We start from the raw sequence: 15,670 nt of genomic DNA, 5'->3' as shown, positions 1-15,670 counted from the left end.
GACGATCCGGACCGGGCCCCGCCACCTGATCGGCGTGGCGAATCCGATCCACTGCCGCTGCGAGCGGCACCGGTGCGCGTTCCGGTCACCGACGGTTTCGAAGGCCGTCGAACACGATCTCCGCGGCGCGCCGCCACGACGGCGAGCCGGTGGTCTCCCCGAGCAGCGACAGCGCCCATATCAAATTGACGACGTCCTCGTCGGTCGCGTCAGCGCGCAGCGCGCCATCTTCCCGGACGCGCGCGAGAACGGCGGACAGCTGCGACATTCCGCGGTGACAGGCTTCCGCCAGCCGGGCCGCCGCGGGATGATCCCCGGTGAACGCCTCGAGCAACCCGCGATCGGCGGTCAGCCGGGCGAGCAGGTCTTCCACGAATCCGGTGAACGCCGTCCACGCGTCCGGCTCGGCCGCCGCACGGGCGGCGATCTCGTCCACGGCCGCCAGGCGTGGCGGCAGGAGTGCGTCGATCAACATGTCGCGGGTCTGGAAATGGTTGTACAGCGTTCCGATGCTGACGCCCGCTCGCCGCGCGATCTCCTCCAGAGAGCCGTCCAGGCCCTGTTCGGTGAATACTTCGGCCGCTTCGCGCAGCAAATTCTCGCGATTGCGGGCGGCGTCCCTGCGCAACGGTTTGGTCACGCGGCCATTCTACAAAGCTGAGGGCAGCCTCGACTTCATGCTACGGTGTTAAATCGAGGGGGGCCTCAGATTTAGGGAGAGATATGACGCAGCAGGCAACAGCAGTGATCGTCGGCGTCGGACCCGGCCTCGGGATGTCTATGGCCCGCCGTTTCGGCCGGGAAGGATTTCGCGTCGCGCTGGTCTCGCGCAGCGACGCGCGGCACACGGCATACCTGGCGGACCTGGGGGCGCGCGGTATCGACGCCACCTCCCACGTCGCGGACGTCACCGATCGGCCGCGGCTCGGCGCGGTACTCGGCGACATCCGCCGCGATGGCCCGATCGGAATGGTCTATTACGGGCCGGGGCCCACGCAGCAGCCGGTGCCGATCACCGACATCGACGCCGAGCAGGCGCGATCGGCCTTCGAGTGGGTATGGCCCGCGGTGGACGTGGTGAGCGACGTGCTGCCCGGCATGCTCGATCGGGGGGACGGCGCATTGCTCTTCGCCGGTGGTCTTTCCAGCGTCCGCCCCATGCCCATGCTCGGTCACCTCGCCCTCGCGGCCGCCGCGCTGCGCAACTACGCGCTGACCCTCAACGCGGCGCTGGCCGGGCGCAACCTCTACGCGGGCACCCTCACCATCGGGGGTCTCGTCGAGCGCGGAGACATCCACGCCATGGTCACCGCCGACCCGGCGCGCTTCGGCAGCGCGGAAGGCCACACCCTCGATCCGGACGACTTGGCCGAGGCCGCGTGGAACATGTATCGCACCCGCGACCGGGCCGAGGAGATCTTCGACGCCCTCGGCGGATGACGCTCGGGCTCAGCCGTAGAGCGCGATGAAGCGGTCCAGGGAGCGCTCGATATCGCCCTTGACCGCACGGGCCACACCGGATCCGATCGGACCGAACAGCGGCGCGCCGCCGAGTTCGATGTCGACGGTGAGCTCCGAACCGGAGCCTTTCGGCGCGACGAGCAGCTGCAGGCCCAGTTTGGTGCCGCCCTTGCCCGCGCCGGCCAGGTGCAGGCGGCGCGGGGGCTCGGCGGCGCGCACCGTCCAGGTGACCCGGTTGCGCAAGCCTTTCACCGAGGCGATGCCGACCAGTTGGGTGCCGACGGTCAGCTCGGCGGGAACCTCCCCGCGCCAGGCTTCGTGCATGGTGAGCCATTTGTCGAGTTCGGCGAGGTTGGAGGTGTGCGTCCAGGCATCCTCGGGCGAGATCGGGACGTCGACCGAGACCTTCAGCTTTGCCATGGGCGCATGGTATCCGGCCGGTGGCCCGCCCGGTCGCGAGGGTGAGTGGCCGCGGGGAACGATCGACGCCGAGCTGAACACGACGCGACGGAATCGAAATCGAACACCCGTCAATACGTTTGTCGACAGACCGGTGAACGCCGATTCCGCCTGCCGAGTTCCGGTCGCCGGGCCTCCCCGCGCCGCTGCGACGCCGGTGCCGTTTCCGGTGCTCATCCCAGGTGCGGGCCCGTATGCAGGGCGAACGTGCGCGGGTTGCACGGCAGCCCAACATTATTGCGCAGCTATGTCGCGATCCCCGGCACGTATCGTCCCAGCTTCGGGAAACCGGAAAGTGTCGATGGGATCGGCAGAGACTTCGTGGGAATGCTGCTAATGTGCGTTTGGTCGGGTTCTGGTTACCGTTCGGACACGATCCGGGCGGTCGGCGATTGACATGTAATCGCCTGTCCTGCGGGCACTGTGCGGTAGGCACTCTGGGTGAGTGCCGGTGCCGTCGCGGGTTTCCGGTACTCCGACGCGGACCCCACCGACCGGTCCGTTCATGGTCGGCAGGCGAGGGAAGGCGAGCGAAGCAGGATGGCAGTGGGCCGATTCCTCGAGACCAGTCAACGACGAAAGAACTGATGAATCAAGATATCGCCGTGGTGCTTTCATGGATCCTCGCCGCCGCTTTGGTGATCGCCGTAGCGGGGGCGTTGTACGCAGTGCAGTATGCCAGGGCTCAACGGGCCAAGCTCGAGGCTGTGACCAGGGAACAGCGCGCGACGGAGGACACGCTCGAGCGGTTCGCCGCCACCACGCTGCCCGCGGTGGCCGAGTCGATCCGCCGGTTCGAGTCGCAGGTGCCCCCGGTCGAAGTTCAGGCGGGCATGGAGAATTCACGGCTCGCGCAGATCCTGCGGTGGATCTCCGAGCGGTACGCCGACGATCTGAGCCTGATGCGCTCGGAGACCAGGGACCTGACCAACAACGAGGCGCAGCAGGCGATCAAGGCCGCCGAGGAGGCCGCGCGCACCGAGGTCGCCTCGGCGTCGCGCCAGGCGACCAGCGCCGCGGTGCGCTCGTTCGGTACCTCCGTGGTCAGTCTCGGCGCGGATGTCAGCCAGGTGGTGAGCGCCGCGCTGCGTGAGCATCGCGACGACGCGGTGTACGAAACCCTCACCCGCATCGACCACACCGTGCAGCAGATGATCCGTCAGGCGCAGTCCTACGTGATCGTCTGCGGTGGTCTGCCCGGCCGCCGTTGGCCCGCACAGACGCTGACCGACGTGGTCGGCGGCGCCATCGGCCGCGTCCGCGAATACCTGCGGGTGCGGCCCAACCAGCTCGATCGCGTCGTGATCAGCCGCGCGGTGGAACCGCTCGTGCACACGATGGCGACCCTGCTGGACAACGCGTTGCGATACTCCCCGCCGACTTCCTACGTGGACGTCAACTTCCAGGAGGGACATCACGGCGTCACCGTCATCATCGATGACGCGGGCGTGCGGATGAACGCCGAGCAGATGGAGGAGGCCCGCCAAGTGCTCGCGCACGAGCGGCCCGTCGACATCCACCAGCTCGGCCCGTCGCCGAAGGTCGGCTTCCCGGGTATCGCCGCGCTGGCCCGCCGCTACGGTTTCACCGTCTACATCGACGGCCCGAACGTCTACGGCGGCATGCGCGCGATGGTCTACATCCCGGAGTCGCTGCTGGTCACCCCGCAGAACGTCCAGGAGGTCGCGCCCGTGACCGAGGCAAAACCGGAGCCGGTGACGGTTCCCGCGCAGGACGCGCCGAGCGAGCAGCCCGGCGAGGACGAGCACGCGCTGACGGTGAGTGAGATCACCAGCGGCGGGTTACCCAAGCGACGACGCCGGACGGTCGCGCTCGCCCCGGTCGGGCCGCGCACCGAACCGGGCCTCGCTCGCCCCGAGGTCGCAGCAGCTTGGCATACCGGCTCCAAGAGCGGCCGCGCCGCCGCATCTGATGACACGGAAGGGATGACATCCTGATGGCCACACCCGTGACCGACAGCAGCAACAAACTGGGCTGGCTACTCGAAGATCTCAGCATCACGGGTGTGCGGTTCGCGGTGTTGCTGTCCGACGACGGCCTGCGGATCGCGCACTCCACGGGGATCGCCCGCGACGAGGCGGAACGCTTCGCCGCGGCGGCCTCCGGCCTGCGCTCGCTCGGCAAGGCGCTCGGCGAGTTCTGTGGCGATTCCACGAATGGCGTCCGGCAGAACATGACCGAGTACGACCAGGGGATGATCCTCATCACCGCGGCGGGCGAGGGCGCGTTACTCGGCGTCGCGACCACCAACGAGATCGATGTGGGCCTCGTCGCCCACCGGATGAACGAGTTGGCCGGCCGGGTCGGACGCGAGCTCGGCAGCCAGCCGCGTAGGCGCGTAGACGGCAGCGAAATGCCATGATCGAGCGCAGCGAGCGAGTCAAAGGTACTGCGCCGCTGCGCATCACGGAGCCGAGCGAAAGCGAGGCGCCGTCATGAGCAAGCCGCGGCGCGATCCGGACCTGGTCCGGGCCTATGTGCGCACCGGAGGGCGTACGCGTCCTACTCGCGAGCTGGACCTGGTTACTTTGGTCCTGACCGCCAAAGATCCACTCCCCGGCGCGTCGCCCGATGCGCGCCGGGTCATGGCCCTGTGCAGCCGTCGAGGTGCGCTGTCGATCGCCGAGATCGCGGCGTACCTCGACCTCCCGCCGTCCGTCGTGAAGATCGTCGCGTCCGATCTCATGGACGGCGGGCACCTGGTCACCCCCACCCCGGCCGAGTCCCTGCCGGAGATCGCTCTGCTGGAGGAGGTACTCAATGGGCTCCGTGCTCTCGCCGTCTGATCGCGCCGTCGACTACGTGCCGGAGACCGTGACCCGCTCGGTGAAACTGCTGGTGGCCGGCAATTTCGGCGTCGGTAAGACCACGTTCGTGAGCAGCGTCTCGGAGATCAAGCCGCTGCGCACCGAGGAGACCATCACCGAAGCCAGCGTCGGCGTGGACGACATGGCCGGACTGCCCGGCAAATCGCAGACCACGGTCGCGATGGACTTCGGTCGTATCACCCTCAGTCCCAAGCTCGCGCTCTACCTGTTCGGCACTCCGGGCCAGCAGCGTTTCGTCCCCTTGTGGGAGGAGTTGGCCCGCGGTGCTCTCGGCGCGCTCGTGCTGGTGGACACCCGCCGCATCGAGAAGTCCGACGAGGTCCTCTCGGTGCTCGAGGAACGCGGCGTTCCGTATTCCGTGGCGGTCAATCAGTTCGAAGGCGCACGGCCCTACCCGTTGGAAGAGGTGCGCGATGCCCTCGACCTGGAACCCGGCACCCCGCTGACGTTACTGGACGCGCGTGATCGAGGCACGTGCCTGCGTTCGCTGATCACGCTTGTCGAATTCTTGTTCCACCGTTTGGAGTCTCGCATTTGACCACGCCACAGTCCTCGATTTTCCCCGCAGAACTAGCCGCCGGCGCCTGCCCGGTCGCGCACGGATCGCCGATCGACACCGACGGTCCCAGGATCCCGCTCTACGCGGAGGAATTCGCGGCCGACCCGCACGGGATCTACCGGGAGATGCGCAGGCGCCACGGATCGCTGGTCCCGATCGAGCTGTCGCCCGGTGTGCCCGCCACGCTGGTGATCGGCTATCAGGAAGCCGTGCGTATCCTCAACGATCCCGAGCACTTTCCCGCCGATCCCCGCGTCTGGCAGAAGAACATCCCCGAGGACTCGCCCATCCGTCCGATGATGGAGTGGTACCCGAACGCGCTGCGTAACAGCGGCGCCGCGCATGCCCGCTACCGGGGCGCCTACACCACGAGCATCGATGCCATCGACCTGCACGAGGTGCACTCGATGGTCGAGCGCATCGCGATTCCGCTGATCAACACCTTCTGCGAGGTCGGATCCGCCGATCTGGTGACGCAGTACGCGTTCCCGCTCGTCTTCGAAGTGCTCAACCGGATCGTCGGCTGCTCGACGGAACTGGGTCAGCGGGTCGCCACCGGCATGGCGATGCTCTTCGACACCGTCGAGGCGGCCAAGGGCATGCAGATGCTCTCCGAGGCCTTGATGGAATTGATCCACCAGCGCCGCGCGGAGCCGGGCGACGATGTCACGTCCCGGCTGGCGCATCACCCGGCCAATCTCAACGACGAGGAGATGCTCTCCAACCTGATCAGTCTCTACGGCGCTGGAATCGAGCCGCAGCAGAACCTGATCACCAACACGCTGCTGCTGATGCTCACCGACGACCGTTTCGGCGGCGACGTCCTCGGCGGCAGTCTGTCGACGCGCGACGCGCTGGACGAGGTGTTGTTCAACGACCCGCCGATGGCGAACTTCTGCATCACCTATCCGCGCCAGCCCATCCTGATCGACAACACCTGGTTGCCCGCGCATCAGCCGGTCATGGTCAGCCTGGCCGCCTGCAACAACGATCCGGCGATTCGCGGCGGTGAAACCGCAGGCAACCGATCGCATCTTGCATGGGCTGTCGGACCGCACGCCTGCCCCGCGAAGTCGGTGGCGTCGGTGGTCGTCCAAGAAGCCATCGACCAGCTCCTCGACGCGCTTCCCGAAATGCAGTTGGCCGTGCCCGCGGATCAAGTGGTCTGGCGGCCCGGGCCGTTCCACCGGGCGTTGGCGGCTTTGCCGGTCGTCTTCCCGAAGTCCCCTCCCTTGAACATGGTGTAAGGAGAAGCGTCCCGATGTCGCAAGAGCCGATAGTCTTGGATCTGACCGGTTCCGATATCCAAGGCGAGGCCGCGCGGCTGCGCGAGCGTGGGCCGGTGGCCCTGGTGGAACTGCCCGGCGGGGTGCCCGCGTGGTCGATCACCGACGCCGTCGTGCTCAAGAGCCTGTTGGCCGACGCGCGCGTGTCGAAGGATCCCCGGCAGCACTGGGCGGCGTTCATGAACGGCGAGATCACCCAGGAGTGGCCGTTGCACCCATGGGTGGCGGTCGACAACATGTTCACCGCCTACGGCGCCGAACATCGGCGGCTGCGCAAGCTTGTCGCACCCGCGTTCACGCACCGCCGCACCGTGGCGCTTCGACCGCGCATCGAAGCGATCACCGCGGACCTGCTCGACGGACTGGCGGCGACCCCGCGCGGTGTGGCCGTCGACCTGCGCGAGGGCTACGCCTATCCGGTGCCGATCCAGGTCATCACCGAGCTGATGGGTGTGCCCGATCATTTGGGCCCCGGCGTGCGGCAATGTGTCGACGGATTCTTCGACACCTCCTTCGGGCCGGAGGAGGCCCAGGCCAACTATCTCGAGATGTACCGGCTGATCAGCGAACTCGTGGCCTACCGGCGGGAGACGCCCGGCGACGACATCACCAGCGTGCTGATCGCCAGCCGGGACGAGGAGGACGGCTCACAGCTGACCGAGAAGGAACTCGTCGACACCCTGATGCTGGTCATCAACGCCGGGCACGAGACGACGGTGAACCTGCTCGATCAGGCCATCTTCGCGTTGCTCACCCACGCGGACCAGCGCGCCGACGTGGTGGCGGGCCGGATTCCGTGGTCGGACGTGGTGGAGGAGTCGCTGCGCTTCGAGGCGCCGGTGGCGCACCTGCCGCTGCGCTACGCCGTCGAGGACATCGACATCGCCGGTGTCCGCATTCCCAAGGGTGAGGCGATCCTGGCCTCCTATGTGGCGGCCAACCGCGATCCGAAACTGCACGGCGCCACCGCGGGCGAGTTCGACCTGCGGCGATCGGCCAAGGATCATCTGGCCTTCGGTTACGGCGCGCATCACTGCCTCGGCGCGCCGCTGGCCCGGCTGGAAGCCGAGATCGCCCTGCCCGCCATCTTCCAGCGCTTCCCCGACATGCGCCTCGCGACCGACCCGTCCGAGCTGGGCACCGTGCTCAGCTTCATCTCCAACGGCCATTCCGAGCTGCCGGTGTTCCTGGAGGCAGCGCGGTAGTCCGGTCCGGAAGAACATCTCGATCCACCCGGCACGGGCGCTCGGACGGCCCGTGCCGGGCAGAGGTGTTCCACTGCGGGCGCGCGCACGCGGAACCCAGCCCATCGCGCCGGTTCGGTGCACGAGATATGCTCTGCCGCAGTGTGATTCGGCGTAAAGTCGAACTGCGAAGCTCACACGGAAAGCGAGTCCCGAGACCACGGGACGCGTGTCGTGTGCCTACCCTGCTCGTCGAACGTTCCGACCTTGGAGTCACGTTTTGACCCACCCACAGTCCTCGACATCGTCCGCTTCCGCTTCCAGCGGCTGCCCGGTCCGGCACGGCTCACCGGTCGGCTCCGACGGCCCCCGCGTCGCGCTGTACTCGGACGATTTCGCATCGGACCCGCACCGTGTCTATCGAGAGGCGCGCAAGCGATACGGTTCGCTGGTGCCGGTGGAACTGTCGCCCGGAGTGCCCGCGACGTTGGTGCTCGGCTACCACACCGCGCTGCGCATCCTCAACGACCCAGACCATTTTCCCGCCGATTCGCGGACCTGGCAGCAGACCGTGCCCAGCGACTGCCCGGTCCTTCCACTGCTCGAGTGGCGTCCGGCCGCGATCCGCAACACCGGCCTGGAACACGCCAGGTACCGGCAGGCCACCGTCGCGGCCATCGAGGAGATCGACCAGTTCGCGCTGCACAACACGGTCGAGCAGATCGCCGTTCCGCTGATCAACACCTTCTGCGCGGAGGGCTCGGCCGATCTGATCGCGCAATACGCCTTTCCGCTGTCGTTCGCGGTGATCAATGCCATGCTCGGTTGCCCGCTGGAAATCGGGCAGCGGGCGGCGATGGGAATGGCGGCGATGTTCGAAGGCGTGGAGGCCGAGCGGGGCAACGCGATGTTGAACGACGCGATGGCGGAACTGGTGGCACTGAAGCGATCTCATCCCGGCGACGACATCGTCTCCCGGATACTGAGCCATCCCGTCGATTTCGACGACGCGGAGATGGCCCAGCAGGTGCTGATGCTGTATGGCGCGGGCATCGAGCCGGAGCAGAACCTGATCATCAACACCCTGCGGCTGATGCTCACCGACCAGCGGTTCGCGGGCGGCATCCTCGGCGGCAGCCTGTCGACCCGGGACGCGCTGGACGAAGTGTTGTTCACCGACCCGCCGCTGTCGAACTATTGCGTCACCTTCCCACGGCAGCCGATACTGATCGACGGCGTCTGGCTACCCGCTCACCAGCCGGTGGTCGTCAGCATGGCCGGATGCAACAACGACCCGGCGATCAACACCGGCAAGTACACCGACAACCGGGCTCATCTCGCCTGGAGTGTCGGGCCGCACACCTGCCCGGCCCGCTCGGTGGCCTATATGATCGCGCAGGACGCCATCGACCAACTGCTGGACGCGCTGCCCGAGATGCGGCTGGCCGTCCCCGCCGAGGAGCTGACCTGGCGACCGGGTCCGTTCCATCGATCGCTGACCGCGCTGCCCGTCGTGTTCCCCGAATCGCCGCCGCTGCCCGTCCTTTGGGATCAGTCGGCGAAGAGTCCGGCGTCGTAGTCGCGCTCCGCGCGGCGTGCCGACGCCGTGGCATCCGACCCAGAAGGAGGTTGCCCTCAGAGGTCGTCGTGCACACAGCTGATGAGGGTGTGCGCCGGCCTGTCACCGATTTCCCCGCATCACGTCGACCTATGCCGTCGCGGCGCGCACGCGCCGGGCGATCGCGTTCGTCGAAATATTCGTTCCTCTGGAGTTTCGTCTTTGACCACGCCACATTTCCCGCCGTCCGCGTTCGCGAACGGATGCCCCGTCGCGCACAGCTCGCCGATCGACAGCAGCGGCCCTCGCTACCCATTGTATTCGCAGGAATACGCCGAGGATCCGCACCAGGCCTATCGCGAGATGCGCCGCCGGTACGGTCCCCTCGTCCCGGTCGAGTTGTCGCCCAACCTGCCCGCCACGCTGGTGATCGGCTACCACACCGCGCTGCGCATCTTGAACGATCCCGACCACTTCCCGGCCGATCCGCGCACCTGGCAGAAGGACGTTCCGGGCGAGTGCCCGGTCCTGCCGATGCTGGAATGGCGTCCGAACGCGCTGCGCAGTTCCGGCCTGGAACATCTGCGCTACCGGCAGGCGAACGTCGCGAGCATCGCCGGGGTCGATCTGCACTCGCTGCACGGAACCATCGAGCACATCGCCATCCCGTTGATCAACGCGTTCTGCGAGGACGGTGCGGCGGATCTGATCAGCCAGTACGCGTTCCCGCTCAGCTTCGCGGTGCTCAACGCCATGATCGGCTGCCCGGCGGACATCGGCCAGCAGGTCGCGACCGGCATGGCCGCCATCTTCGAGGGCGTGAACGCGGACAAGGGCAACGCGATGCTCACCGACGCGCTGTTCGAACTCGTACAGATGAAGCGCAAAGAGCCCGGTGACGACGTCACCTCGCGGCTGTTGCGGCACGATGCGGGCCTAACCGATGTCGAGATGATCCATCAGTTGGTCACGCTCTACGGCGCCGGCATCGAACCGATGCAGAACCTGATCGTCAACACACTGCTGCTCATGCTCACCGACGAACGGTTCGCGGGAGATTTCCTCGGCGGGAGCCTTTCCACTCGCGACGCCCTCGACGAAGTGTTGTTCAACGACCCGCCGATGGCGAACTATTGCGTCAGCTATCCCAAGCAGCCGATCCTCATCGATGGTGTCTGGCTGCCCGCGCACCAGCCGGTCGTGATCAGCATGGCGGGCTGCAACAACGATCCCGCGATCAGTGTCGGTCAGCGCACCGACAGCCGCGCCCATCTGGCGTGGAGCGTGGGGCCGCATGCCTGCCCCGCCCGATCGGCCGCGTACCTGGTGGTCCAGGACGCGATCGATCAGATCCTCGACGCGTTGCCCGAGCTGCGCTTGGCCGTGTCGCCCAGCCAGTTGAACTGGCGGCCGGGCCCGTTCCACCGCGCGTTGGTGTCGCTGCCCGTGGTCTTTCCGAAATCCCCTCCGCTGACCGTCTTCTAAGGAGTTCCGATGGACACCCAGCCCCTAGTTCTCGACCCGACGGGCGCCGACATCCAGGGTGAATCCGCGCGAATCCGCGCGCGCGGGCCGGCGGCGCTCGTCGAATTGCCGGGCGGTGTGCGGGCGTGGTCGGTCACCGACGCGGATCTGCTCAAGCGGTTGCTTGCCGATCCCAGGGTGTCGAAGGACGCCAAGCAGCACTGGCCTGCGCTCATCAACGGGCAGATACCGCAGGACTGGCCGTTGCTGCCGTGGGTCGCGGTGAACAACATGTTCACCGCCTACGGTGCGGACCATCGCAGACTGCGCAAACTGGTCGCGCCCGCATTCACCCACCGCCGCACCCAGGCCATGCGCTCGATGATCGAGCGGATCACCACGGATCTGCTGAGCAAGCTCGCGGCGACTCCGGCGGGCGACGCGGTGAACCTCAGGGAAGGCTTCGCCTACCCGCTGCCGATCCAGGTGATCAGTGCCCTGATGGGGGTTCCGGAATTCCTGCACGCCGGTTTGCGCACCTGCGTCGACGGCATCTTCGATACTTCGCTGACTCCTGAACAGTCGCAGGCGAACTACCTGGAGATGTACCGGATCCTGGGTGAGCTCGTCGCCTATCGGCGCGAGACACCCGGCGACGACATGACCAGCCTGCTGATCTCGCACCGAGACGAGGACGACGGTTCGCAGCTGACCGAGCAGGAGCTGATCGACACGCTGCTGCTCGTCATCAGCGCCGGGCACGAGACCACGGTGAACCTGTTGGATCAGGCCGTTTTCGCGTTGCTGACCCACCCCGATCAGCTCGCCGAGGTGACCGACGGGCGGGCGACCTGGACCGACCTGATCGAGGAGGCGTTGCGCTACGAGGCGCCCGTGGCGCATCTTCCGCTGCGCTTCGCCGCCGACGACATCGAGATCGACGGCCTGCGCATCGCCAAAGGCGAGCCGATTCTCGCGTCCTACGCCGGGGCCAACCGCGATCCGAAGCTGCACGGCGCCACCGCGGGCGAGTTCGACGTGCGGCGAGCGACCAAGGAGCACATGTCCTTCGGGTACGGGGCGCATCACTGCCTGGGCGCTCCGCTGGCCCGGTTGGAAGCCGAGATCGCCCTGCCCGCGCTCTTCCAGCGCTTCCCGAACATGCGCTTAGCGGCAGGACCCGATGAACTCGGCACCGTGTCCAGCTTCATTTCCAATGGACACGCCAGGCTTCCGGTGTATCTGGAGCCGGCCGACTAGCCGCGGACACGCGCCCCCGGTGACGGCCGGGGGCGCGAAGCGGCCGTCGGTCTCGTGTGCTCGCGCGAGAGCGGTTCTCCCGCGGCGTACTTGACGAAGCGGTGGTCTGGGGCCGAGAGTTCGCTGATGGTTTCCACCACCGAGGTGGCCGGCGCGACGCTGCGCAAGGTCACGATTCGCCTGGTGCCCTTTCTCGGGCTGCTGTACTTCGTCAACTACTTGGACCGGGTGAACATCGGATTCGCCGGACCCAGCGGTATGAAGACCGCTCTCGGTCTCACCGAGACCGCCTTCGGATTCGCCTCGGGTATCTTCTTCGTCGGATACCTGCTGCTCGAGGTGCCGAGCAACTTGGCGCTGCACCGGTTCGGCGCCCGGCGCTGGATCGCCCGGATCATGGTCACCTGGGGTCTGGTGGCCACGGCGATGGCGTTCGTGCCCGACGCCACCGTGCTGTACATCCTGCGGTTCCTGCTGGGTGTGGTGGAGGCGGGCTTCTTTCCCGGCATCCTGCTCTATCTGACCTACTGGTTCCCGCAGACGCAACGGGCGCGGATCGTGGCGTTGTTCATGACCGCGGTGCCCATCTCCACCGCGCTGGGCGCGACGGTGTCGAGCCTGATCATCCAGTACGGCGACGGGGTCTTCGGGCTCAGCGGATGGCGGTTCATGTTCTTGGTCGAGGGTCTGCCCGCCATCGCGCTGGCGGTGGTGACGTGGTTCTATCTGACCGACCGTCCCGAGCGGGCGACCTGGCTGGCCCCTGCGGAAAGGGAATGGCTCGCGGGCGAACTCGCCGCCGAGCAAGACGCGCTGCGCAGCGCCGAGCACTGGACTCTGCGTCGCGCGCTGACCCATCCGCGGGTGCTCGGGCTCGCGTTGGTCTACGGCGGCATCGTCTACGGCCTCTACGCGCTGGGCTTCTTCCTGCCGACGATCATCGACGGCTTCCAGCAGCAGTACGGTACCCGGTATTCGGTGGTGCAGCGCGGGCTGATCAACGCGGTGCCCTACCTGATCGGGGCGATGGTGATGGTGTGGTGGGGGCGGCACGCCGACCGGACCGGCGAGCGCGTCTGGCACGTCGCGCTGCCCGCGCTGCTCGGCGGCCTCGCCATTCCGGCGGCCCTGTATCTCGGCGATCCGTTCGCCGCGATGATCGCGGTGACCGTCTGCGCGGTGGGCGTGCTCGCGGCGCTGCCGACGTTCTGGGCCCTGCCCGGCACCTTCCTGACCGGTGCCGCCGCGGCGGGCGGCATCGCGCTGATCAACTCGATCGGCAACGTCAGTGGTTTCGTGGCGCCGTACGTCACCGGTGGGCTGAGGGACGCGACGGGAAGCCAGCGCGCCGGGCTCTGGGTGGTGGGGCTGTGCATGATCGCGGCCGCCGTAGGCGTACTGACACTGCGGGGACGCGCGAGCGACGTTCCGGTGCGCCGGAACTCGGAGCCATGATCCGCCCGGAGCGGCGCTCACCGCGGGTCCGGCACCGCTGAAACGAGGGCGACGGGGCACGTCGACCGCGGAGTGCGCCCGTGCGCTCGCAATGTGGCGACCGCCACCATGCGTTTTCAGTGTCGGCGCGTAAGTCGTTGTGGTGGACTATCATCCACGGGATGTAGACCGGAATGAGCCGATCTACACGGGCCGTCACCCGGGCTTCCCACCCTTCCGGCGTCGCCGTCTCAGACGGTTGGCCGCCGCGGTTGAAGGGTGAGCGCTGCCCGGTCCGGCATGTTTGCGCGACGATCGCGCGGGCATCCGGGGAAGACGTTGCATCACGCTGGGAGGACCGATGGCTACCGAAGACCGGACCGCAGTGTTCGACGCGGTGGTCGCGGCGGCAGACTATCCCGTGCTGCTGGTCACCGCGCAGGCGGATGGCCGGCGCGCCGGTTGTCTCGTCGGATTCGCGACGCAGGTCAGCATCGAGCCGCGCCGGTTCTTGATCGGCCTGTCCAAGAAGAACCACACATACCGGGTCGCGCAGCGCGCCGAGCGGCTCGCGGTACATTTGCTCGGCAGTGAACAGCTGTCGCTGGCGCGGCTTTTCGGCGGTGAGACCGGCGACGACATCGACAAGTTCGTGCACTGCGACTGGCACGCGGGTCCCGATGGCATTCCGGTGCTCAGTACGGTCCCCAGTTGGTTCAGCGCCCGCATCCGCGAGCGTTACGACTTCGGCGATCACGTCGGCATGCTGCTGGAACCCGAGGACGGGGACGTGCGGCGACCCGCCGCCGAGACCCTGCATTATCACTCGGTGGCGGATCTGGTTGCGGGCCACGCCGTCTGAGGAGGTTTCCGGCGCCGACGAGTGCGCGGTCGCTACGTCCGTGCGTTCGCAAGATCGAAGCGCGCTGCGAAGGCGGACAACTCGTCGCGGGCGCGCTCCGGGTCGCCCGTACTCGCGCTAACGACGATCCGCGTGACGCCCTGTTCGGCCATTCCCTCGACCCGCTCGGCGGGCATGTCGATCGATCCCCAGCGGGTGTATTCGAACGCGCTGGGGTCCCGGCCCGCCGTACCGGCCGCGGCATGGGCGATCTCCAGCTGGGTGGCGCGTTCGACCGGCCCGAGCACCCCGCCCGGGAAGTAGCCGTCGCCGCGGGATCCGGCCCGGCGCGCGGCGGCGCGGCTCGATCCGCCGACATGGATCGGCAAAGTTCCGCCCCCGGTGGGTTTCGGGTAACTGCACAGGTTCTCGAACCGGAAGAACTCGCCTTCGAAGCTCACCCCGTCCGCGCCGCCGGACCACAGGAGCCGGAGCACGTCGATGGCCTCGTCGGCACGGCGGCCCCGGGTGGCGAAATCGACGCCCACGGCCCGCGCCTCGCCGGGCAGCGTGCCCAGGCCCACCGTGAGCAGGCGCATCCGTCCTTCGGACAGGACGTCGATCGTCGCCAGGCGTTTGGCGAGCACCACCGGATGGTGATAGGGCAGCAGCAGCACCGCGGTGCCGAGCAGAATCCGATCCGTCGCGGCGGCCACGAAACTCAGCGCGTCGAGCGGGTCGGCGAACGGCACCGTCGGTGTGAGCTCCATCGGCCCGATCGTCGCACCCGGGTACAGCGCGACGTGCTCGGGCAGGTAGATCGCCTCGAATCCACAGCGTTCGGCGTGCTGGGCGTAGGCGATCAGTCGATCCGGGTCGACGCCGAAGAAGGGGGTGCTGTAGCTGACCGCGAATTTCACCTCGGCTGCTCGATCCGGTCGAACTCACAGGCCGCCGCGAGCCGGTCGTTCAGATGGCGACGCACCTGGGCCAGCCGTTCCATATACGAATCGACCTCGGCCAGCTTGCGCCGCAACGTGGAGACCGAGTCCGGGCAGATGTCTCCGGAGCCGTTGCCCGCCCGCAAGCAGGTGACGAACGGTCGGATGTCGTCGAGATCGAACCCCGCGCCGAGCAGTTCACGGATCTTCGCCACGATCCGCACCTCCGCGTCGTCGTAGGAGCGGTACCCGTTGGCCGCGCGGCGCGGCCGCACCAAACCGTGTTCCTCGTAGTACCGCAGGGCCCGGGTGCTCGTGCCCGCCCGCTGCGCCAGTTCGCCGATGCGCATCCGTCCTCCTTCGCCGCCGTCACC

16 protein-coding genes are annotated in these 15,670 nt (G+C 67.7%); 12 read left to right on the top strand and 4 right to left on the bottom strand.

The window, feature by feature from the left end; genetic code table 11:
• Positions 1-85: 85 nt before the first annotated feature.
• Positions 86-640 (bottom strand): TetR/AcrR family transcriptional regulator, encoded by a 555-nt coding sequence (locus tag NA8_RS08900; RefSeq protein WP_063049905.1) that lies wholly within the window; start codon positions 638-640, stop codon positions 86-88.
• 83 nt (positions 641-723) lie between these two features.
• Here NA8_RS08900 and NA8_RS08895 point away from each other — a divergent pair, with 83 nt between their 5' ends.
• Complete coding sequence (locus tag NA8_RS08895) at positions 724-1,440, top strand: SDR family NAD(P)-dependent oxidoreductase (RefSeq protein ID WP_063049904.1); 717 nt, start codon at positions 724-726, stop codon at positions 1,438-1,440.
• 9 nt (positions 1,441-1,449) lie between these two features.
• On the opposite strand, the gene NA8_RS08890 is transcribed toward NA8_RS08895, so the two are convergent.
• Entirely contained in the window at positions 1,450-1,881 is a 432-nt protein-coding gene (locus NA8_RS08890) for a type II toxin-antitoxin system Rv0910 family toxin (protein ID WP_063049903.1), read from the bottom strand.
• Between the two features lie 626 nt (positions 1,882-2,507).
• On the opposite strand from NA8_RS08890, the gene NA8_RS08885 reads away from it, so the two are divergent.
• The 11 genes from NA8_RS08885 (at position 2,508) to NA8_RS08835 (ending at position 14,376) form a co-directional block, all read left to right on the top strand.
• Positions 2,508-3,878 carry an ATP-binding protein gene (locus tag NA8_RS08885; RefSeq protein WP_063049902.1) on the top strand — a complete coding sequence of 457 codons (1,371 nt, stop codon included), beginning with the start codon at positions 2,508-2,510 and terminating at the stop codon, positions 3,876-3,878.
• Complete coding sequence (locus NA8_RS08880; RefSeq protein WP_063049901.1) at positions 3,878-4,303, top strand: roadblock/LC7 domain-containing protein; 426 nt, start codon at positions 3,878-3,880, stop codon at positions 4,301-4,303. The genes NA8_RS08885 and NA8_RS08880 overlap by 1 nt, the downstream gene beginning before the upstream one ends.
• Before the next feature lie 73 nt (positions 4,304-4,376).
• Positions 4,377-4,727, top strand: a complete 351-nt coding sequence (locus tag NA8_RS08875; RefSeq protein ID WP_039805398.1) for a DUF742 domain-containing protein — start codon at positions 4,377-4,379, stop codon at positions 4,725-4,727.
• A complete protein-coding gene (locus NA8_RS08870) occupies positions 4,702-5,307 on the top strand; it encodes a GTP-binding protein (RefSeq protein ID WP_040866287.1) in 606 nt (201 codons plus the stop codon). Before NA8_RS08875 ends, NA8_RS08870 begins: the two co-directional genes overlap by 26 nt.
• Positions 5,304-6,575, top strand: a complete 1,272-nt coding sequence (locus NA8_RS08865; RefSeq protein ID WP_245663726.1) for a cytochrome P450 — start codon at positions 5,304-5,306, stop codon at positions 6,573-6,575. The genes NA8_RS08870 and NA8_RS08865 overlap by 4 nt, the downstream gene beginning before the upstream one ends.
• 14 nt (positions 6,576-6,589) lie before the next feature.
• Positions 6,590-7,819 (top strand): cytochrome P450 family protein, encoded by a 1,230-nt coding sequence (locus NA8_RS08860; RefSeq protein WP_063049900.1) that lies wholly within the window; start codon positions 6,590-6,592, stop codon positions 7,817-7,819.
• 259 nt (positions 7,820-8,078) lie between these two features.
• Entirely contained in the window at positions 8,079-9,377 is a 1,299-nt protein-coding gene (locus tag NA8_RS08855) for a cytochrome P450 (protein WP_063049899.1), read from the top strand.
• Between the two features lie 201 nt (positions 9,378-9,578).
• Complete coding sequence (locus NA8_RS08850; protein ID WP_063049898.1) at positions 9,579-10,841, top strand: cytochrome P450; 1,263 nt, start codon at positions 9,579-9,581, stop codon at positions 10,839-10,841.
• A gap of 9 nt (positions 10,842-10,850) precedes the next feature.
• Complete coding sequence (locus NA8_RS08845; protein WP_063049897.1) at positions 10,851-12,080, top strand: cytochrome P450 family protein; 1,230 nt, start codon at positions 10,851-10,853, stop codon at positions 12,078-12,080.
• 126 nt (positions 12,081-12,206) lie between these two features.
• A complete protein-coding gene (locus tag NA8_RS08840) occupies positions 12,207-13,535 on the top strand; it encodes an MFS transporter (protein WP_063049896.1) in 1,329 nt (442 codons plus the stop codon).
• Between the two features lie 340 nt (positions 13,536-13,875).
• On the top strand, positions 13,876-14,376 hold the full coding sequence (locus NA8_RS08835; protein ID WP_040866291.1) for a flavin reductase family protein: 501 nt from the start codon (positions 13,876-13,878) through the stop codon (positions 14,374-14,376).
• A 32-nt stretch (positions 14,377-14,408) separates the two neighbouring features.
• On the opposite strand, the gene NA8_RS08830 is transcribed toward NA8_RS08835, so the two are convergent.
• Together NA8_RS08830 and NA8_RS08825 are read right to left on the bottom strand one after the other, a co-directional pair.
• Positions 14,409-15,275, bottom strand: coding sequence for a TIGR03619 family F420-dependent LLM class oxidoreductase (locus tag NA8_RS08830; protein ID WP_063049895.1), 867 nt, complete (start codon positions 15,273-15,275; stop codon positions 14,409-14,411).
• Positions 15,272-15,646, bottom strand: coding sequence for a MerR family transcriptional regulator (locus NA8_RS08825; protein WP_063049894.1), 375 nt, complete (start codon positions 15,644-15,646; stop codon positions 15,272-15,274). The genes NA8_RS08830 and NA8_RS08825 overlap by 4 nt, the downstream gene beginning before the upstream one ends.
• Positions 15,647-15,670 lie beyond the last annotated feature (24 nt).

The sequence above is a fragment of the Nocardia arthritidis NBRC 100137 genome (genome assembly GCF_001612765.1).
Classification (GTDB): Bacteria; Actinomycetota; Actinomycetes; order Mycobacteriales; family Mycobacteriaceae; genus Nocardia; species Nocardia arthritidis.
The sequence above is the reverse complement of the archived record's forward strand: the minus strand, read 5'-3'. Positions and strand labels throughout refer to the sequence as shown.